At 51.3% G+C, this 21788-nt stretch carries 8 protein-coding genes; 3 read left to right on the top strand and 5 right to left on the bottom strand.

All coding sequences use genetic code 11. From position 1 onward, the window contains the following. From KP708_RS02305 to rsgA, 5 genes are all read right to left on the bottom strand, one after another. The gene (locus tag KP708_RS02305; protein ID WP_215750200.1) at positions 1 to 1812 is read right to left on the bottom strand and encodes a fatty acyl-AMP ligase; all 1812 of its coding nucleotides are present in this window, start codon (positions 1810 to 1812) and stop codon (positions 1 to 3) included. Further along, positions 1809 to 8141, bottom strand: coding sequence for an SDR family NAD(P)-dependent oxidoreductase (locus tag KP708_RS02300; protein WP_371822715.1), 6333 nt, complete (start codon positions 8139 to 8141; stop codon positions 1809 to 1811). The genes KP708_RS02305 and KP708_RS02300 overlap by 4 nt, the downstream gene beginning before the upstream one ends. A gap of 80 nt (positions 8142 to 8221) precedes the next feature. Further along, positions 8222 to 9673 carry an AMP-binding protein gene (locus KP708_RS02295; RefSeq protein ID WP_215750196.1) on the bottom strand — a complete coding sequence of 484 codons (1452 nt, stop codon included), beginning with the start codon at positions 9671 to 9673 and terminating at the stop codon, positions 8222 to 8224. A 117-nt stretch (positions 9674 to 9790) separates the two neighbouring features. Then, entirely contained in the window at positions 9791 to 11773 is a 1983-nt protein-coding gene (locus KP708_RS02290; RefSeq protein WP_252347381.1) for a Hint domain-containing protein, read from the bottom strand. Positions 11774 to 12387: 614 nt separating this feature from the next. Next, positions 12388 to 13419, bottom strand: a complete 1032-nt coding sequence (gene rsgA, locus KP708_RS02285) for a ribosome small subunit-dependent GTPase A (RefSeq protein ID WP_215750192.1) — start codon at positions 13417 to 13419, stop codon at positions 12388 to 12390. A gap of 835 nt (positions 13420 to 14254) precedes the next feature. Between rsgA and KP708_RS02280 the strand changes: the two genes are divergently transcribed. From KP708_RS02280 to KP708_RS02270, 3 genes are all read left to right on the top strand, one after another. Then, complete coding sequence (locus tag KP708_RS02280; protein ID WP_215750517.1) at positions 14255 to 16363, top strand: TonB-dependent receptor; 2109 nt, start codon at positions 14255 to 14257, stop codon at positions 16361 to 16363. A gap of 609 nt (positions 16364 to 16972) precedes the next feature. Further along, a complete protein-coding gene (locus tag KP708_RS02275) occupies positions 16973 to 18682 on the top strand; it encodes a Na+/H+ antiporter (protein WP_371822714.1) in 1710 nt (569 codons plus the stop codon). Between the two features lie 712 nt (positions 18683 to 19394). Continuing rightward, on the top strand, positions 19395 to 21326 hold the full coding sequence (locus KP708_RS02270) for a Hint domain-containing protein (protein WP_215750190.1): 1932 nt from the start codon (positions 19395 to 19397) through the stop codon (positions 21324 to 21326). The last annotated feature ends 462 nt before the right edge of the window (positions 21327 to 21788 follow it).

Below are 21788 nucleotides of genomic sequence, written 5' to 3'. Positions count from 1 at the left end.
TCACATTTTTCCCTCTGCGATTTTCAGAATACGCACCCGGCCAGATCCAAGAGGACTGCAGGTATATTCGCCAAGGATCGGAATATTACCCTGAAGAAGCTCTTTCTTTGTTTCCCCTACGCGGATTTTGCCACTCGGTGTTTTCAGGATCGCACTGGCACGCAGGAAAATAATACGGCATCGAGAGGCGGGAAAATGTGCACAGATTTTCTCGCCAATAGCTTTCCCCAATTGCGTCAGATCGCCGGCGGATCCTGAGGGCAGTTCCGTCACTAGAACAAGCGTCGTCCCATCCTCAGTGCTTTCCTCAAATACCGCAGTTGAGAATAACCGAATATCGGCTTCGAACTCTCCCAGGCAGGCGATGATATCTTCTGGATCCAGAACACTGTCGCCTAGCCTGATACGATTATCCTGCCGCCCAGTGACGTAAAGTATTCCGTCCAACAGGAAACCTCGGTCTCCGGTTCTCAGGAAGGTTCCCTCTTCGCCCGCAACACGCCCCTGAAAAACCTGGCTGTTTTCTACAGGGCGGTTCACATATCCGGTTGCGACCCCGGGACTATGAATACGGATCTCCCCGACGGCCCCATCCGGCAGGACCGCTTCAGTGTCCGCATCGGCAATTCGTACGATAATATCTGAGGGCGGCCTCCCGCAGCCTGCCAAGAGGCGTCTATCGAGAATATTGTGCGGCGGCATCGCATGACCGTGCGCCAAACCATCGCGCGAAAACTCCCAAAATGATACGCCCTGCCCGCGCTCGCTGGCTGTGACCAGCAAGGTGGCTTCCGCGAGGCCATAACATGCAAAGAACGCACGTTCATCAAACCCGGATGACGCAAAACGTTCTGTGAACGACTGCATCGTCTCGGCGCGGATATATTCTGCCCCGTTAAACGCCACTTCCCAGCAGGACAGATCCAGCGATGCAACCTCTTCGGGGGCGATAGACCTCACGCACATTCCGTACGCGAAATTCGGGCCGCCGGAAAGCGTTGCCCTATAATGACTAATAGCCTGCAACCACCGTATCGGCTTTTCAGCAACAGCTTCTGGCGGCAACAGAATACAGCGCCCTCCCGTTGCCAGTGTCATGAGGGCGCCCCCAATCAATCCCATGTCATGAGAGAGAGGGAGCCAGTTAACGCCGCAATCGCCCTGCCGATACCCAAAAGCCTCTGCCTGACGGAAGAGATTATGTGCAATATTGCGGTGCGTGAGCAGAACACCCCGCGGCGTACGGGTCGAGCCAGACGTGTACTGAATAAGCGCGACGTCCTCCGGTGAAGGATGTGCCACACTCTCGGGCTTTGCAGACGGGCGGATCTTGTCTGTCGGTATCCACAGAAATCGTGGACCATCGATTTTATCAGGGCAAACCTTCTGAAATTCTGTGAGAATACTGCGGTTTCCGATAACGGCCGCAGCCTCGGCATCGTCCCTCAATGCGATAAACCGGTCCCGTGCTCCAAAAGCCTTTGGGTACACTCCTGAGACAGGCACCAGTCCTGCGCACAAACACCCGAGAAGCCCACGAATGTAATCAAGACTGCTCTCATACAGGAGCAATACACGGGAGCCCGGCGAAAGCATGCGTCGCAGCCATGTAGCCAACGCCGTTGCCTGTGCGGCAAGTTGAGACGCTGTTACAGCATCCGTCTCATTCTCACCGTCTCCGAGCAGAGTATAGACTTTGAGGTCCGGCGTTCTTGACGCATGAAAGAACAGCGCATCAACGATCGTACTCCGCTGCCAGTCCAGCATTTCCTTGCCATCAGCGGCAAGGACTGTGGCGAAGGGCTGTATCATGGCAGTTGTGCCGTCTGGCCGATCTTGACCCTGTTCAAAAGAAACTGGGACATTTTCCGGATACTTTCATCACGTGCGAGAACAAGGATGGAAACTTCAACACCAAATTCTACCCGCAAGGCCGTTTGAAGTTCAACGCCGGCCAGAGAGTCGATCCCAAGTTCAGAAAGACGTGCACGGTCGTCAATGCTTGTCGGCTCCAGATGCAGGGTCTGGGCGATTAGAACTTTGACCTGCTCCACAACATAAGGAAGACGCTCATCCTCCGGCAACGCCGAGAGCGTGGCTAGACGTTCACTGGTCGCCCCGTTACTGGCATCGGCAAGGCGTACCAGTGAAAAGCGCGCTAACACATTTGCCCCAGGAACGATCTGTGCCCACTTTTTCCAGTCAATCTCAACACAAGCAACCTCGGGTAGCTCTAGCGCCAGCATTTCCCGCATGTGTCCCAGTGCGTCCCGGGCCGACATACCCTTCAAACCAGCCGCTTCCAGAGCGCGGGCTGCCGTTTCGTTCCGGCTCAGCATGCCAACATCCGCAATAGCCCCCCAGTCTACTGCCAGAGCAGCCTCTCCATCTTTCCAGCGATTAGCCGCTATTGCGCCCAGAACGGCATTGGCTGCGATATAAGCGCTCTGCCCAATGTTCCCCAGAAGCGTAGTCACGGAAGAAAACAGCACGAAATAGTCCAGGCTCATGCCACTGACCAAACGGTCAAGGATGATTGCTCCCTTAGCTTTTACCTCGAGAACCCGACTAATCCGTTCCTCGTCCAGATTGTAGATCAGGGCGTCGTCCAGCATGCCAGCGCAATGGAAAATGCCTTTGATCGGCGGAAGATTGCTTGTGAAGGCCAACTCATCGAAGACATCTTTCATGGCTTCTTCATGAGAGACATCGACCTGGATGGTATGAACCTGCACACCCGCAGCACGATGAACCAACAGTTGCTCGCTGATTCCGGTTTCCTCTGGTGTCCTGCGGCCTAGCAGGACGAGACTCCGGGCCCCCTGCTCAATCAACCATTCAGCCGTTGCCCAGCCAAAGCCACTCAGGCCTCCTGTAACAAGGTAAGTCTTGCCATCCCCTACCTGAGGCTGTGTCCGCGGCAATGGTGAGGCTTTGAGATTATCCAGATTGGAGTAATCGATAACGACCTTACCCATATGTTTTGCAGAAGCCAGCAGACGGAAGGCTCCTGCAGCATCCTGCGCAGGAAAACTCTCCAGAGGGAGAGGCTGCACTGCGCCCATTTTGGACAGTTCTGCAACGTCTGACAGGAGGGAACGCATCAACGCAGGCCGCTCCAGCATCATGCGATCCAGATCGAGCGAGAAGAACGATAGGTTTTCGTTGAAAGGCGCTAGCGGTAGCCCACGCTTCTCGATGATGTCTTTCTTCCCGATTTCTACAAAACGTCCATAGGGGGCAACGATGGACAGACTGTGTGTCTGCCCTTCTCCGGGCAATGAGTTGAGTACAACATCGACACCCCGCCCCTGCGTGACATCTCTGATCCCTTCCGCGAACTCAAGCGACCGGGAGTCCCAAACGCCTTCACATCCAAGATCCTTGAGGTACTGCCGTTTCTCCAGAGTACCCGCAGTCGCAAAAATCCGTGCTCCGACCCGCTTTGCCAGCTGGATCGCCGCCAGACCCACGCCACCAGTCCCGGAATGGATCAGGACTGTTTCACCTTTTTCAAGATGAGCCAGACGGCACAGACCATAATACGCCGTGATGAAAGCGACGGGCAGTGTGGCGGCTTCAAGTGGAGACCCAAGCCCTTCAATGGGAAGCGCAAAAATGCTTTCAGCGTCGGCAGTGAAATGAGACGCAAAACACCCCGGCCATGAGACGAGATAACGTTCCCCCGGCACGAAGTCCGTTACGCCCTCGCCGACAGCGAGCACTTCAGCAGACGCTTCCATGCCAAGGCTTTCGCCATGGAACGTATCATCCACAACACTTTGCGGAATAAGGCCCGTTGCTTTCAGGATATCCTTGAAATTCAGCGCTGCAGCGAGCGTCCGAAATAGCACCTGGCCACGCTGCAACGGCTCCGAGATAAACCGCTCATGATGCAATCGGTCCAGCGAACCATTTGATGCGCTGACAAGACGTACTCCAACAAGCTTCCCGTCAAACGTTTCGTTCGTATGATAAAGTGTTGGAACGGGGTCTGGCTTGGTTTCCGAAGGTGTTAACCGCCCCACAGACCGTGTGCCAGCACGCAGAGCAATATCGTCTTCTGAATCCTGGTGAACGATCTCTGCGCATAGCTGCTGCAAGACAGCCTCATCAACAGTGCGTCCGATATCGACGATCCGAAGCGCAAGATCTGGTCGCTCTGATGCGATCCCTCGTGCAAACCCCCGAATGGCTGCCTGCCCCGTATCCAGATCATCGCTCTGAAGAGCTTCTGCAGATACTGCTCCCCGCGTTACGATCAGACATTTTGGCGCAGTTTCGCTGTCTTCCGAAATCTTGACTGCCTGAACAAGACGCAAAATTTCTGCGATGCCCTGTTGTCCGGTTTCCCCTTCGTTGGATGAGCACAGATAGAGGATTGCATCAGCCGTTTGAGACAATGCGCCTGCCAATTCCGTCTGATCCAGACCGTCAATTTTCAGGGTGTCGACCATGATCCCCTGAGCAGCAGAGATTTGGCTGAATTGCTCCAATAAAGAGCTGTCACGTCCCAGAGCCAGTGCGGTTAAAGGCTCCGCAAAATGCGGGAGCAATTCCGTCTGAACCCAGGCGGGACGATAGAAACGGCGGACATTGTCCGAACCCATATTTGTAGCGGTCAGTTTCCGGATAGCCCGCGCCTTGAAGCCGAAAATTTCAGCAACAGGCTCACCCTGTTCCGTAAAGAGTCGGATATCGCCCTCAATACCGGTTTCGGAACGGCGTGTCAGAGTCGCATGAGCCAGAAGGACTTTATGCTGTCCGCCGCGATAGACGATCTGGCGCGCACCCGTCGGAACAAAAACTCTCTCTTCCGCAGCACTGTATCCGGCACCGATCAATGCCTGGAAAGCACCATCAAGTAGTGCCGGATGAAGAAAATACTCTGCGATGCTTTGTGCCTCGGCCAATTCAAGGCGTGCATAGGCAATACCCTCGCCAGCCTTCAGCTCTTTGATCGTTTGGAAAGCGGGGCCGTATGAAAAGCCGTGTTCTGCAAGCCGCGCATAGAACGCCTCTGAAGGGATATAGTGTTGCAGGTTGTCCTGAAGACTTTCAGGAGCCACCGGGTCTGCTGCCCATGGTTCATTCGCCAGAACCCGTAGCTTCGCGTGCTGAATCCACTCTTCTTCGCCATCTTCCCCGTGAGACGATGATACCGTCAGAACGCGCGTTTCTTCGTCAAATGCCCACTCGACAACAGGTGGCGTCAGGCTATCCAGAAGGAGCGCCTGTCCGATCTCCAAGTCTTCAAGAATTGCAGCATCAGAGCGCTCGATCTGCCGGTGCAAAGCCAATCCGCCTTCAATGTAGCCAGCAGCGGGAAACAGGCAGATCCCGTCAACTTTATGATCCGGAAGCCACGGCATGTAGTTGCGATTAATATCGGCAAGCCAACCCGGACGCGACGCACTGACTGGAATACCGAGAACCGGGTGAACGGTTCCGTCCAGCCGATCCCTGCGCGACATTTCAGTCTCAGACCAGAACCGGCTTCGAGACCAGGCATAATGAGGAAGGTCTGTGCGATAGCCTCCCGTCAGAAGAGACCAATCCAACGGCACGGCCGCCATATAGAGTTTGGCGATACTGCGCGCTATGGCTGTGTCTTCCGGATCTTTCCGACTCAGGCTGGCAATAACAGAGACTTCTCCGTCAATCTGCTGCGCTGTTTCCCTTATCAAACCGCCCAGAACAGGGTGTGCCCCAATCTCGAGAAACACCCGATGTCCATCAGCCATCAAGCTCTGAATGGCATCATGGAACAGGACGGGCTTGCGCGCATTGCCATACCAGTATTCCGCATCATGCAGAGCATCTTCAGCCCAGCGCGTGCCTGTTACGGTTGAATAGAGCGGGATGCTTGGGTTTTGAGGAGAGAGCATGCCAAGCGGACTGAGAAGATCCTGCCGGATCTCTTCCATCAGGACGCTGTGATACGGCACCTCAACCCTAAGAAGACGATTAAAGGTTCCATCCTGATCACAGCGCGTAGCGAGTTCCCTGAGCGCATTCTCTTCACCCGCAAGTGTGGAAGACTTCGCACTATTGAGAGCCGCGACTGACACCCGGTCTTCATAACCAGGAAGTAATTTTTCGGCTGCCTCTTTGCCGGAAATACCGACAGCCAACATCGTGCCACGTCCCGCCAGTCGAGCCTGTTGCTGGCTTCGATGGAAGATCACGGTTACAGCGTCTTCCATCGACAAAGCACCCGCGATGTAACTCGCAGCCACCTCGCCCACGCTATGCCCAACGATAGCCGCCGGTGTCACGCCATGAAAATGGAATAGCTCCGCAAGAACAACCTGAACCATGAAAATGGCAGGCTGGGCGACAACCGTTTCATCAATGCGGGAATGTTCCGCAGGCTTCAGGATTTCATCCAGAATGGACCAGCCGGCCAGTTCGGAAAACAGGCTATCAATCTGCTGGATAGTGCCGGAAATGGGTTCGGGCGTCTGCCTGAGGATATACTGCCCCATCCCCTTCCACTGAGAGCCCATTCCAGAAAAGACGAAAACAGGTTGCTGCATCTCACCGTTTCGACGTCGGCCCAGTATGACAGCAGAGGAAGACTGCCCTTCCGACAAAGCTTTCAAGCCTGCAATCAGCTCTTCACGATCTTGGCCAGACACGACGGCCTGCATCGGCAAACGCGTCCTGTAGGTTGCAGCAGAGAAACAGACATCGGCGACAGATTGAGCAGAAGAAGACGCCAGAAGATCTGCATAGGAGCGCGCCAGATTTTTCAACGAGGCGTCTACAAGCGCATTCACGGGCAGCAGAAAGCGCCCGGACGGCAGCCTGACCACTTCTGCCATATGGTGGATCGGCTGATCCTCTACTGTCAGCGGCCTGAGCAGGGCAACCGCGTTTGTTCCGCCATATCCAAACGAGTTGACGCCCGCATACACTGTTCCTGCCTCAGCCGTCAGCGGGGTCATGGTATCCTGAGCGACTTGCAGATGAAGGTCCGCAAACGGAATCGTGGGATTAACCTGTGTTAGGTTCGTCTGCGGTGGAATAGAGCCATGCCTCAGGCAAAGGAGTGCCTTGATAAGGCCGGTAACACCCGCTGCAGCTTCCAGATGCCCCAGATTGGCTTTAATAGACCCAATAATCAGGGGGCTTTCCGGGGCTCGCTTATGGCCGATCGCCGTTCCCAAAGCACGGGCTTCGATAGGATCGCCAACAGGCGTTCCGGTACCATGGGCTTCTACATATCCAATCGCGGCAAGATCGACATGCGCCTTCTGGGCGACTTCCTCAATGAGCGCGCGCTGAGCATCTTCACTGGGCATCGTCAATGACAGCGTACGACCATCCTGATTAACACCCGTCCCCACGATGACACCATGGATAACGTCTCCATCCCGTTTTGCATCGGCGAGCCGTTTAAGCAGGACAATGCCGGCCCCCTCACCGCGCCCGTAGCCGTCTGCATCTGCCGAGAAGCTTTTGCAGCGCCCGTCCGCAGCCAGAAAGTGCCCTTTGGACATTGTGATTGAGGCCGGTGGAGCAAGCATCATGTTGATGCCACCCGCTACGACAACATCACTCTCACCATTCAACAAACTGGTACGGGCCTGATGAATGGCCACCAATGATGATGAACATGCCGTATCAATAGACATGCATGGCCCCTGAAGACCAAGATTATGAGAAATCCGCGCAGCCAGCATGGTGGCTGACGCCGCAGTTGCGGCGAAATGATCCGTAATCAGGTTCCGATTGAGGGGGGAACCGCAGGCCACCAGCCAGTCCAGAGAGAACGTGCCAATAAAGACACCAGCCCGAGTGCCAGCCAAGGTGGAAGGAAGAATGCCAGCATTTTCCATTGCCTCCCACACGACTTCCAGAAGAAGCCTTTGTTGAGGGTCCATGAGGGCGGCTTCACGCGGCGAAATACCGAAGAACAGCGGATCCATTTCATCAATCTTCTGGTCAATGAAGGAACCGCGCCGCATGTAAGTCTTGTTTGGGGTTTCGTATTCAGGATCGTAAAAGCGCTTGATACCCCACCGATCGGCGGGAACGTCGGATGTGGCATCACCTTGTTCACACAGAAAGCGCCAGAGAGCCTGGGTTGTTTCAATTCCTCCCGGAAGGCGACATCCGATCCCAACGACTGCCACTTCATTTCCGTAATCGACCATTTAAAACCCGCTTTTCGTCTTCTATTCTGTGTAGAACGTAACGTGTAAAATCTTGTTATTCAGGAAGGTTTGACCGCGTTCTGTAACGCCAGCCTATCCGGTTGCCCGCTCTCCGTTCGTGGAAGAGCATCGATCCAGACGGCAGTCACATCCGGCAGATTGGGGAAAACACTTCTCATCCACTTTGAAAGAACTTCGAGATTAAAATCTTCTGCGGTCACAAGAGCGACCCAGGGAGCAGGCAGCCCTTGAGCATCAGGTACGACAAACATCGCACCGTCTTTCACGCCAGGGCACTCAAGAAGACGCGTATCCAGTCTATCCAGATCAAACTTGTCACCGCCAAAGCTTATCAGATCATCTGCACGCCCTCTCAGATGCAACGTTCCGTCTGCATCCAGAAACCCGCTATCGCCCGGATAAAACCAGCCTTCCCTGAATTGTTCGGCAGTAGCAGCTGGATCAAGATCGTAGCCGTCTACAACTCCTGTTCCGCTGACACGAATGCGACCCACCACACCAGTCGGAACGCACTGATGCTGCTCATCCACGATCTCAAGACCAACCCACGGCAGAGGCTGACCCACCTCATCATCGGTGGACTGAGTATCCGTAGAGGCAATGGTCACAACGCCGCACTCATCCGCACCGTACACGACCTGCACATGCGGTGTGAGCGTCTGACGAATGGATGCACAGAGGGCTTTAGGCAGTTTTCCTCCAGCAACCGTTAGAAACAGATTGTCCAGCGGTTTCATACCGGGCGGAAGCCGAGAGAGTATTCCTTCGGCATGTCGTGGAGACACAACGGCTACAGTCGGGACATCCTGACTGAAGACAAGACCCAGTTCAGAACCGGTTACCATCTGAAGACGTGTTCCAGCCACAAGAGCCGACAGAATGATGAGGAATCCACTTGAAGTCTCTGCTCCAAGCGTTGGTAGGACACGCAATCCCTCAGGGCGGTGACTATGAGACAGGATATCCTGAAACAGGAGATGGTAGACGGCCGTTTCGACGTATCGCGATGTCAGGGCGATGCGGCGTGCATCCTGGCTCGTTCCGCCAGCTACAGAGTAACGGACAACATCTTCAGGCTGTACCGCAATGGTTTCTACACAGTCCGAACCCGTCTGACAGACATGTTCGAACCATGCATCATTCAGCACCAGAGATTGCTGGTCGAGCCCCTCCACGGGCTCATCAAGCAACACGATATCCGGTGACAGGATTTTCACAGAGCGGTGGAAATTTGCATCCACATATCCCGGCAGTGATGCCGAGGGTATTCCGAGACGGGACAGAGCGAGAATGAAAACCCAGTGTCTGTACGGATGTTCGCAACGAATAGCCACAACAGACGGGACAAGATCCCTAAGCTGAAACAGTGCGAAGGCCACTCGGCTAACATCCTGGGAAAGCTGACCGAAACTCGCTTCCCCCTCAAACCAGCTCATCGCAAGTGAGGCCGGCTGTCCGGCAGCATATTTCAGGGCCAGACGTTCAAACATAGTGCGTCAACCTATTCCTCGGAACTCTATGAAAACCCTGCAACTAAAAAGAAGGAAGTGACGTGCGCCTTGAAAACGCACGTCACTTCCTTTTCGTTCAAATATCCAAGTGGTTTTTCAAGATGCAACGACGGCTACAGCGTCATTTTCATCATCAAGCACATATGGGCCTGCATTCTTCACTTCGATAGTCAGCACAGAGATCGAAAGATCCTGACGGGCTGGAAGGTTCAGAAGGGCATTGCCATTTGTCCAGCGGACCCCGCCTTCTTCGCGGTTATTCCAACCAGACAGGTTGTCTTCCGTGACGTGTGCCGTAAGGCTCTTCTGACCATTGCCTGCCCAGAGACTGATGTTGCCAACCAAAACGCCAAGATAACGACGATCATCAACCATTGGACCGAAGACGTCAGCCGGGCGCGATGCACGGGAAACGATGTAAACTTCGTTAATACCGGCAGGAAGCATGAAAACGAAATCTCCGTTTTCTGCGCGACGTGCCGGATTAATCCGATGCCCTGCAGAGGTTACAAGATGAAGATTGGCGTCTTCGGTCAGAACGACAGGCTTGCGCTGGTCTGGAAGAGACATTTCAACAGCACGCTCTTCGAGAGTGCGATAAATCGGCTCAACCAGATCACGCGTTACCGCCAGCGGTGCTGCTGCATCGACACTCCATTCGCGGGTCGGACCACTGACAAGACGGACAATACCACCCTGCTGGCCAAACTCACGACGATTTCCTGTATCCAGATAGCTTTCGCTGAGCGCACCATTGGACCACAGAATGGAGTGGCTTTCCGTTTCAACGTGGAAGTATTCGTAGTTCGTCATTGTCAGATCGTAGAAGACGCTACGGCCATTAACGAGCATACGGGCTGGAACGAAACGCCCTTCGAAATACAGGCAGTGCTCGGGTGTAACCACAAGGTCCTGATGAGGAACCCCAAGGGAAATCGCATCCTTGAGAATACGGACAGGATAGCCAGCCTGATCAACCGGCAGATCCGCCCGAACCTGCGCCGTTCGATGACCAACCCACGTCACAGGCTGAACGACTTCGCGGCCGGCAACATACGTCAGCACGCGATCACCGATTTTGAGCTCTTCGACAACCTTCTCCCCACTCTCTGTGCGGATCAGCGTACCTGCACAGAAGCAGACGAAAGTTGCAATGGTGCTGCCATCAACAGGGTCACGACCCAGCACGAAGTAATCGGTGCTCTTGAATGCTCCACCAAACGTCGTCTGCCAGGTGCTGCCACCTTCGGAAATCGTGAGAGTATTGCCATCCAGTTTGACTGTGCCGCCCGACACATAGGACAGCGTATCAACATCGATGACAGCGCCCTGAACCACCTGCGTTCCGGAAAGAACAGCACCAGCCGCAACCGTAAGCGAACCACCAGAAGAAACAGTAACATTGAGGGATGTTGCGCCAGAGGCAACAATCTCATTGCCACCCTGCAGAACAGTTCCGCCGGAAACCGTCCCACCAGACAGCACACTCTCGGTACCGCCGGAAGATACAGTGACGTTAGAAGCTGCTGCCCCGCTGGAAACAGTCAGTTTTCCTCCAGCAGCGACAACAGCGCCTCGGAGAACGGCTGCAGCATTCAGAAGGACATTACCACCCGAAACGGTTGTTGCGTTGACGACCGCGCCACTGCTAGCTACCGTCGTTCCACCGGAACCTACAACCGTCCCGGTCGTCACAGCACCGGTATAAAGATTCTGAACACCACCGCTGTTAACGGTATCGCTAATCGTCAGGCCACCCGCAGAAACGTACTGCGTCCCCTGGATCAGGGATCCCTTGTCCGTACCGCCGCTCGTGAGAGTTTCGGTAGCACCCGTATGAACGACGCCACCCGAGACGAAGCCAGCTCCACTCAGATCTGTCAGCCCCTTGGATGTCAGGATCGCAGAAGCAGAGGCGTTGAGGGACTGATCTCCGACCAGCAACCCGCCGCCGGAGGCTATGTTGTAATTGTTAATTGTTCCACCGTTGAAAGCCAGCGCCGCAGCTGAATTTCCAACAGTTACTCCACTAATAATACCGCCAGATGCAAGAACAGCACCAGCAGACGTCGCAGACAAATTCGTCCCGACATCACCATTCTGAGCTATAATAGCGCCGTATTGAGCAGCCGTGGCACCCGATAGGGTATTATTTATTAGAAAGTACGATTCATTTATAGTTACATTTCCAGAAGCATCTGTTGAGGTGGAACCTGATATTGTTCCTCCATTACCAACATAGACACTTCTATGAGTGTAGCTCGTTCCGCCAGCCATGCCTAATTCCTCCATCTCTAGAAGCGTTAAGCATTTATTAACGAATTATATATTGTTAATCCGTGCTCAGCGCCGGAATCGAACATAGAAGATATTGTTAATTTTAATCAATGCCCATGTTGATATAAAAAAAACTCAATAACTATGAATTAACGATAACCCTAAATTTCTACTGTTTTCCGTCGTAAACTACTCGTTATCTAAGCTCTATATTCCATAATAACCCCCAAAAATCATTACTTTTTGCTCTACATCAATTCAGAGTCTTGTGGTCATACCAATTTTGGACACCTCAAGTCCTGATTTACTTTCCTAGAGCGCAAAGGATTTCAATCCGGCTTTAAGATCGGAATATCGATGCCCTGAGGTGCCACGAATGCCATCAGAAAGGCATCTACGATCTCCCAGCAATCAGGTCAGTCGTGACGCTTCGCTTTCCGCGATTCTCGATTAAGACGGAGTTTCTCCCGCCGCTCCGCTCTCCGTCCGGCTGGGTTTTTCTGCTGCTGAACTGCAATTTCACGTGTCATCTTCAGCCAGTTATTCCAGCGGCGCTCATCAAGCCTTCCGTCTTCACACGCCTCTCGAACTGCACAGCCTGGCTCGCCTTCATGTTGGCAATTGCGGAAACGGCACTGTTGCGCCAACTCTTCAATCTCGGCAGCAAAGTCTCCGAACGCAGCAGCGAGGCCTTCGGTTGCATTAACCATCCCCAGTTCACGCATTCCAGGCGTGTCGATCAGAAGGCCACCTGACGGGAGACTGACCATCTCCCTATGAGTCGTTGTGTGCCTGCCCTGCCCGTCATACTCAGATACCGCTCCCGTGGCGGCATAATCAGTTTTCAGCAAAGCATTCAGCAGCGTCGACTTTCCTGCACCCGAACTCCCCACCATGACACCGGTGCGCTGCCCATCAAGATACGCAGCAATTTCCTCAAGGCCCTGCCCTTGAACAGAAGATACAATCCTGAGATCCACCTCAGGCGCACAGGCCTGCACTTCAGCCGCAACCTGCTCCACATCCTCACACAAATCAGCTTTTGTGAGAACAATGACGGGCTTTGCGCCACTTTCTCTTGTCAGCGCCAGATAGCGTTCAAGACGGGAAAGATTGAAGTCCGCTCCTGTCGTCATCACAAGAAAGGCCACGTCAATATTGGCAGCAATCACTTGCGACTGGGTGCGTTTGCCGACTTCTTTGCGGACAAAGCAGGATGTGCGCGGCAAAACAGCTTGAATGGTGCCGCGTCTCTCATAAAATCTCGGCTGGCAAACCACCCAATCTCCAATCGCAGGCCGATCCAATGGATCCGAAGTATGCAGGAGCCTCCCTGCTGTGTCAGCCTGGATCAGTCCACTATCGGTAATAACCCCAAGAAGGCCACGCTGCTGCGCCACGACACGACCGAGGATCAGGTCACTTCCAGAATAAGGCTGGAAGGCCACCGCCGTTTCAGCATTCCAGCCATAAGATGCCAGTATAGTCAGGGATGTTCTCTTTCGTTCACACTTGGGTCTCGTCCCGCTTTATTAGCACTATCCCAAGGTTTTCACATGCTTCTTATCAGCAATAAAACCGTGATGCATAAGAAGCGCATCGCTCCTCTCTCCGAGAATAGCGCTTCCCCTACCAAAAACCATTTACCCTGCATGCACCCTCTCGGAAGTCCGAACAGTGACGGCACTTGCGCTTGGCAGCTCAACGAAACAGAGTTTTTGAAACTCGCCACATTCTAGAATAAAAAATTATTTAAACTTAAAAAAACACAGAGAACCAAGTTACTAATTATTTTTATTTCGTTTCTTAATGCGTCATCAAAGAACATAATTTGAAATCTCGAAACACAAAATACTGTTTTATTTTTAAAAATAAAACAGGTTACGATTTCGTTATGGCGTTTGATCGGCAATGCCACTCAATCGAGGTCCATGAAAAGATCATCCCAGGAAACGACCTGGTGCCACATAAAAGGAAATCCATGTGATGCGCTCTCGTGCCTGTAAAATCCGAGCGTTGAATCAGCGCCTCCTCGTCATGACCTGTCTCGGAACCAGTGTTCCAGCCGGAATCATTGACGCTCTCTCTCTTTCGGAAGCTCAGGCTGCAACCACGGAGCAGGAGACGAAAAAATCAGCGCCCCATCGTGAAGCGCGCTCACGTTCACATGCTATTCCCACATTTTCTGAGCACCCCAAACCGCAGCATAAACGTACGGAAATCAATTCCACCACAGATGAAACCGTTCATGTATCCAGCGTACACCGTAGCCGCGGCGGCGGAATGATGCGCGTTGAAACAGCACCTTATGCAGTACAAACCATTACAAAATCATTTATTGATATGCGCAGCCCAACAAGCACTGCGCTGGAGCTCGTTCGCAACCTACCAAGCGTTAATATCGCCGTTACTGATACTTCCGGCCTGCAAGGTGGTCGCATTCAGAGCCGAAGCCTTACTGACGCCGATATGGCACTGATGATTGATGGCGGCCCTGCAGCCAGCGCGGCCTATATGGCAGAAAATGTTGAATCCGAAGACGTTGACAGTGTCAGCATGCTGCCAGGATCATCTCCGATTGACCTTCCCGTGACATCCGCAGCGGCAGGTGTTTTGAATCAGGCCACTCATGATCCCCAACACAAATTTGGGGGAACGATGGACTTTTCCTATGGCACAAACAATCTGGCACGCCAGTTCATCCGCCTTGAGTCGGGAGACATAGGCAACACAGGCAGCAGGGGATTTGTTTCCTTTGCCCACACCCATGCTCGATCATGGTTTGGGGGCGGCCGTAACGAGAAGATCCATGTAGACGTTGGCGTCCGAAAAGACTGGGCCAATGGCTCATATGCCCGCGCCTTCATGGGCTGGAACCTTGAGGACTTTGTTGTCGATACATATGGCACAGCCACACAGTTTTATAATTTCAAGCGGACCGGAAACAGCTATGGGCGCAAAGCTGAGTTCGACCCGGTTAATAACGATTACTGGAAGAACAACATCAACCATTGGATGCAGCTTTTTCTGACTGCCCCAATGCACGTTGTCATAACGCGACGTCTACACCTTGACCTTCGCCCCTACTACAACTGGGGGCGCGGATGGAGTGGAAGCGCGGGAGCCTTTTCAAGCGCGACGAGCGGGAACACCTATAAATCAGGCGTGCCTGTTCCCACGGGAACTCCAGTAACCAGTTTCTTTTTGCAAGATGGAGCATTCAGTGTAGGTGCAACCGCAATCCTGGGTTACGATATTGATAAGCATAATCACTTCGAACTGGGCTACTGGTACCAAAATCAGGATTATACCCAGCACTTTCCAAGCAGCGTAACAACAGCTGAGGGTGCCAATCCCAGCCCCAATGATGCTACTTACCAGATCTATCGGAATGGCAACCGTGTCTATCCTGGCAATACAGCGGGTTTCGAAGTTCATTCGATATTTTTTCAGGACACAGCGAAATACTTTCACGACCGCCTTCTGGTGAACGCCGGCTTCAAATATGTCATGTCCAATGTCTGGTACATCGTTTATCCAAGCAGGAGACAGCTCGGACAAAACCTGACTGCGCCACTTCCTCACGTATCCATCAGCTATCACTTTAATGACCATCACCAGATCTACCTGAATGCAGAAGGTGATTTCCGCCAACCCTCATCCTCGGCAGTAGCCAATACGAATATTGATGGAACACTGCCGAAAAATCAGTACTCAATTAAAGAAGAATTAGGGTATCGGTATAACGATAAATATTTTATCGTTGATCTTGATCTGTTCAACTACAATATTACGAACCGACTTTTGTCTACTTATGTCGGAAATAACCAGACCGGTGTCGTCAATGCTGGCAACCAAACCGCACGCGGCGTGGACCTGATGGTATCAACACAACCAATTTATGGCTTAAGCCCCTATTTTTCGCTCGAGTATCTCAGCGCAACGACAGATACAAATATCGCAGCCTCGGATATTTATGGAAATCTCACAGCCTTCGCGAGCAAGGGCAAACAGGCTCCCCTGGCTCCACATTTTATGGCGAACTTTGGGCTGACGTACACTTACAAAGGCATTTTTGCCAATGGGGCCCTGCATTACACCGGCCCACAATCAACAACTCTTGCAGGCGATCAGCGTATGCCTGGCTATTTCACAAATACGCTCTCGTTAGGTTATCATTTCAAGCCTCTGTGGCATGCAAAATCACCGACCATCCGGCTAAACTTCACCAATCTTACGGGGGCCATTTTAAGAACTGGAGTAGTTGGCGTTGGAACAAATGCAAGTCAGGTGCGCCTCATGAACGGCAACCTTTCAAATCCAGGTTCGGGCGCTCAATTTATTCTTGAGCCTCGCTTTACAGTTACGGGAACAGTTTCAACGGCTTTCTAAGGTATGCCATCGGAGTATCTGATTGGACTGAGTTCTGTTTCCCTGAATACCTCAGCCAGACAGAACTCAGTCAAAGACATCTCATGCGGCGGTCTGGCGCATCAGAAGTGGACTATCATTGGTCCACTTCTCTGTCCCAAGCGAGGATGTTCCCGGTGTAGGCGGTCCAAAATAATTATCTCTTGCTCAAGGCATATCGCGTGCTCTGAACCATGACCGCCAGCCAGACATGCACAAATGCCCAGAGCCTCGGCGCTGCTTTTCTGTTCGGTTTCATTGATGGCTGAGCGACTGGCGGGAGCGCCCTTGACTGCCCGCAATACTATAGATTTGGCCGATATTTTCCCAGCCTACAGATAAAAACACAAAGACCGCCTCTCCTGCCGTCTTTTTCTACTCAATATCCCAGATAAAAATTCTTATCAGACCACTTCGTAAAGTATCTATCTTTTAATAAAATGCCACATAGATTTTAAATGGACCTCCTCAATAGGCAAAATCGCACTGTGAAATCCATAAGGCAGAGTGCACCGATTTAACAAAGAATTACACTTTTTTCATTTCCCAATAAATAAGCTACTTGCCTCCTTCAAAAAATAGGCAAAAAGAATGAGTATGTCGGAAGCAGAAACCATACTCATTCTCCTGGCCATGATTGTTATAAGCAGTCTGGCGGTACGAGCGCTCTCCAACCGTGTACCTGCTCCCTTAGTCCAAATCTTCTTAGGAATCGTTGCGGCTCTCTGCGGCCTGCATGTCGGGTTGAAACCAAGCTTATTCATGCTGGTCTTCCTGCCCCCGCTCCTTTTCACAGACGCTTTCCGTATGCCTCTGCGAGAATTCTCCGAACTACGAAGTGTAATTCTGTTTCTGGCATTCGGCCTGGTGGTCATCTCAACGGTTCTCTGTGGATACGCCATTCACTGGATGATACCTGCCGTCAGCCTAGCAGTATGTTTTACACTTGCGGCGGCACTTTCACCTACGGATACCGTCGCAGTCTCCAGCCTCATCGCAGGCCGCCGCGTGTCTGAACGCCTTATCCATATCCTGAATGGTGAAGCTCTATTTAATGATGCTTCCGGCCTTGTCTGCTTTCATTTTGCGATGATTGCCGCAATGACCGGAGAATTTTCATACCGCCATGCTTTCAGCTCATTCTTGCTGGTTTCATTCGGAGGGCTGGCCATCGGTGCAGGACTGGCATGGATTGCCGTACGCGCGGAGCGCATCCTCCTACGACGCGGATTTGATGATCCTCTCATGCAGGTTCTGATGATTGTTTTGTTGCCCTTTGGCATTTATGCGGCCGCTGAAACAGTACATGCATCAGGCATACTAGCGGCTGTCTCAGGGTGCATGGTGATTAAACTGACAGGCGTGTCAGACGAGGCTGCCACTTCTACCAGGCTTCAGGCAAGCACGGTGCTCGATACGGTCAGCTATGTCTTTAATGCCCTAATCTTCTTACTGCTTGGCTTACAGCTTCCATGGCTTTTGAATGCCGGCGTCGAATTAGCTCAAGAGCACAGCGCGCACTTCTGGCAACTCTCGCTGCTTGTAGCAAGCGTCTATGCGATCATGTTCGTAATCCGATTTTGCGGTATCTGGATTTCTGTCATCCGAAGATGGGCGGTTGCCCGTATGTCCCATCGGGCATTTGCATTTCCGCATTTTCTCGAAATCGTTTTGCTGGCATTTTCCGGCGTCCGCGGTGCCGTTACTCTTGCTGCCGTGCTCTCTTTGCCAGCACTTGGGATTGATCCTCAGGCCTTTCCCGAGCGCAGCTTCGTTATTACTGTAGCGACAGGAGTGATTGTTCTCTCCCTCGTCATGGCAGCAATCGCTATCCCTCTGTGTATCCGATTTCTCCCACGCGATATGTCTGACAAACACGCGCAGGAAGAGAGTCTCGCACGCCAGCGTTTGCTTCAGGCCACTCTGCAACTTCTGCATAATGAGCAAAGTCGCGCTGAGAAGGACCGGAGTGAAGCGATTGACAACGCGAATAACGATCACGGTAACGAGGATATGAGACTGGAAGTTCTGGGACGCCTCCTCCAGACATACGAGAACCGCCTCAGCCAGATTGATGGCCCGACACAATCCCCGGTTTTAACCCGGACAACGGCGCTTCGGCGGGAACGCATCGAATTGGCTTTGCGCCTCATTGTTCTTCGCCTTCAACGTCAGACGCTTCATGCGTTGGTAGATGCACGAGACATCAATGATCAGACTGAATGGGATATTCAGCGCGAACTGGACTATGAAGAACAAGTGATCCGCAGTCGGGTGCAGAGATTACCCCAGGATATTTAATGGTAACGTGCAGCGGTAACCAGAATGCATGCAAACATTTTCTGCCCCAAGGACGCGGAAATGACCAGAGTCAGTTCAGGGTCACGACAAGAAGGGGCTAACAGCAATCTACAAGACATACGGCTGTCAGCACTACTGAACAAAAAAATATCGTAGCATTTTTGCTTCCGCCCCCTCGCAGGCACGCAATAGGTTCACATGGCAGTCAAACATTGGCCTAACGAGCAAACGTACGCATTATCCTTACAAAAAACACACACATGCGTCTCAGGAGAAGATCTCTCCGTCCAAGCAAGCAGACTTAAAGCGGGATATCATAAAAAAGGCTTCACAAAAGAAAAGGACAATCTTTACAATTCGACAACAAGAGAATTACCAAACTAATATACATCTATAAAAAATAATTTTATACCTTTTTAATATGTAGTTCTAAATAATTACATGGACAACAACATTAAAATACAAATAAATAAGATAAACATAATTAGAATATGAAATTTTTATCGAAATAACTAAAAATATAAACATTGTGTTTTTATAAACTAAACCAAATATAAAACGAGAAAACCAAAAGTTCAAGGAATCGTGATCGTTTTTTGCTTGATGTTTATTGCTTTAAGAAATTTTAGACGTTAGCGTTTGGTTTCTGCAAACGTCCCAAGCATGGCCATTGTTCGTGTTTGCGAGAATGAAGATTTTAAGGAATAAATTCATGAGTAGTGCAGGAACTTATTATACGTATGTAACTGATGCTGAAGGTAATCCTGTCCTGGATACCAACGGCAATAAACAGATTGAAACAACCTGGACCATTACTGAAGAGACTGGCCTATTTGGTGCCAATACAGGAAACTCGACAGTAACAGTTCAAGATTCTTCGGGACAGACCATTGAAACGCTTACTGGCGTCCCAGATGGTCTCTTGGCTGCACATATCCAGACTGGAGCCAACGCTACAAATGGTAGCCTTCTGAGTGTCCTGGGTGGCCAATGGGTATCCGTTCCTGGATCCAGCGGGACGATTAATATTGTTCTTTCGGCCTTGTCTGCCCCTACTTTTACAATTGGCGGCACGACAGATATCAATTTCGTAGTCAATGCAGCAACCGCTATCACCATAGATATATATGGTGGAACGGCTTCTTTCTCGGGCGGCTTAGTTGCCGGCGCCCTAAGTGGTTCTACCATTAATATTGGCTATGGCGGAACTTATAATGGTAATACGCAACTCATCAGCCTTCTTCAGGGTACAACAGTTAACTTTACCAGCGGCGGCGGGACCTTGGTTTTAAATGGTGGCGGTGTTTTCCTAAACTTATCAGGAACATCAATCACCGGGTATGACCCCAAATACAATACGATAGAAATTGAAAACACAGTCGCTCCAGTTTCGGGCTATGTGATTTCTGGATCTGGAACGTCCCGTACCATTACGCTTCAAGGAAGCGACGGCCAGGATATTGCCAGTTATTCCGTAACTCTTGCAGACGGCGCCAATGTTCCTACAGGTACCTTCGATAACGCTGCAAACTCACAGAATTTGGCAACCAACCCTTTAAGAATCACTTATTCTAATGGGAACACATATATTGGTGCCTGTTTTCTGGCAGGAAGCATGATCAAAATGCCAGATGGCGATGTCGCCGTTGAAGAAATTTTGGCTGGTGACAAAGTCATTGCATTCGATTGGAAAGAAGGCAAAAACGTCGTTCGTCCAGTTGTGTGGGCTGGAAAAACACAGGCGAGTATTCGCTATGGGCTGCCCGACGATGAAGCCGGTTACCCTGTACGCATTCTACAGAATGCGATTAGCGATGGCGTTCCCTATAAAGACATGCTGATTACGCCAGAGCATTGCCTCTTTTTTAATGACAAGTTCGTACCTGCACGCATGCTGGTAAATGGGGAAACTATTTTTTATGATAAAAGCATTACGTCATATGAATATTACCATATAGAAACAGAAAAACATTCTGTTATCATATCGGATGGCGTTCTCACGGAAAGCTATCTGGACACAGGCAATCGCCATACCTTCCGGCAGGAAGGAAATGTAGTGAATTTTGGAGGTCCTGTAAAAAGCTGGGAAGGCGACGCAGCGGCACCTTTGGATGTTAACCGCTCCTTTGTTGAGCCCCTGTTCCATAAGCTTCAACAGCGAGCCAACAAAACTGCACAACTGTCGAAATCTGCAGAGCAATCCAATTTAACAAGAAATCCAGATCTTCATCTTGTTACTAATAACGGTACTGTTATTCGCAAAGCTCGTGAAGCCAACGGACGCATGGTCTTTATGATACCGGCCAGCGCCAAAACTGTACGCCTCGTGTCTCGCGCATCGCGCCCGTGCGACACTATCGGCCCTTTCGTTGATGACCGTCGTCAACTTGGAGTCCTCGTAGGCCAAATTACCCTTTTCGAAAACAGCCATTCCAAAAATATTACGGATCACTATACGTCCGAAATCTTAGATGGCTGGAGCAATCTGGAGCAGGAAAGTTTGCGCTGGACGACTGGAAATGGGTTTCTTGATTTGGGTAAGAGGTCTCCTGACAGTATTGCAATACTGTCTGTCCAAGTCTTGGCCAGCGGCCCTTATTTGTTAAATGATACAACAAAAATGAACCGTGCAATTACGGCTTAATTCTAAATTCACAAGCACCCTTGCCCCATCCTTAAAAAAGATGGGGCAATCCAATTATTAGGAAAAATTTATTTTATTAATTTTCTAATACACTTCAAACATTTACATTCTATACTTAGACTGCATATCAAAAATATCACAATTGCTGAGATAAGGATGGTGGTTCATTTGTCATAGCAAGTTGCGAGAATCCGCCAGTCCCTTAAGGCGGTCGAACATGATTTCAATACGCTTGCGGCGTTTGCATTTCCGCCTGTTGTATTTGACAGGTTTCCTGCGGGCTCTCCGTCCTGGAACGCAGGGCGTGATCCTTTTTTCCAAGACATCCCTAAACCAATCAACATTATAACCCGATCTCTCGGCATCAATTGTGTTGCGGCAAGGCTGTCCAGACGGGTAGTGACACCAGTATAATTACTCATCTCTCCCGATTCCATGAAGAAGCTGAGCGATCATCTGCCT

The sequence above is a fragment of the Gluconobacter sp. P5H9_a genome, assembly GCF_018812085.1.
GTDB lineage: Bacteria > Pseudomonadota > Alphaproteobacteria > Acetobacterales > Acetobacteraceae > Gluconobacter.
This window is presented reverse-complemented; position numbering and strand designations above follow the sequence as displayed.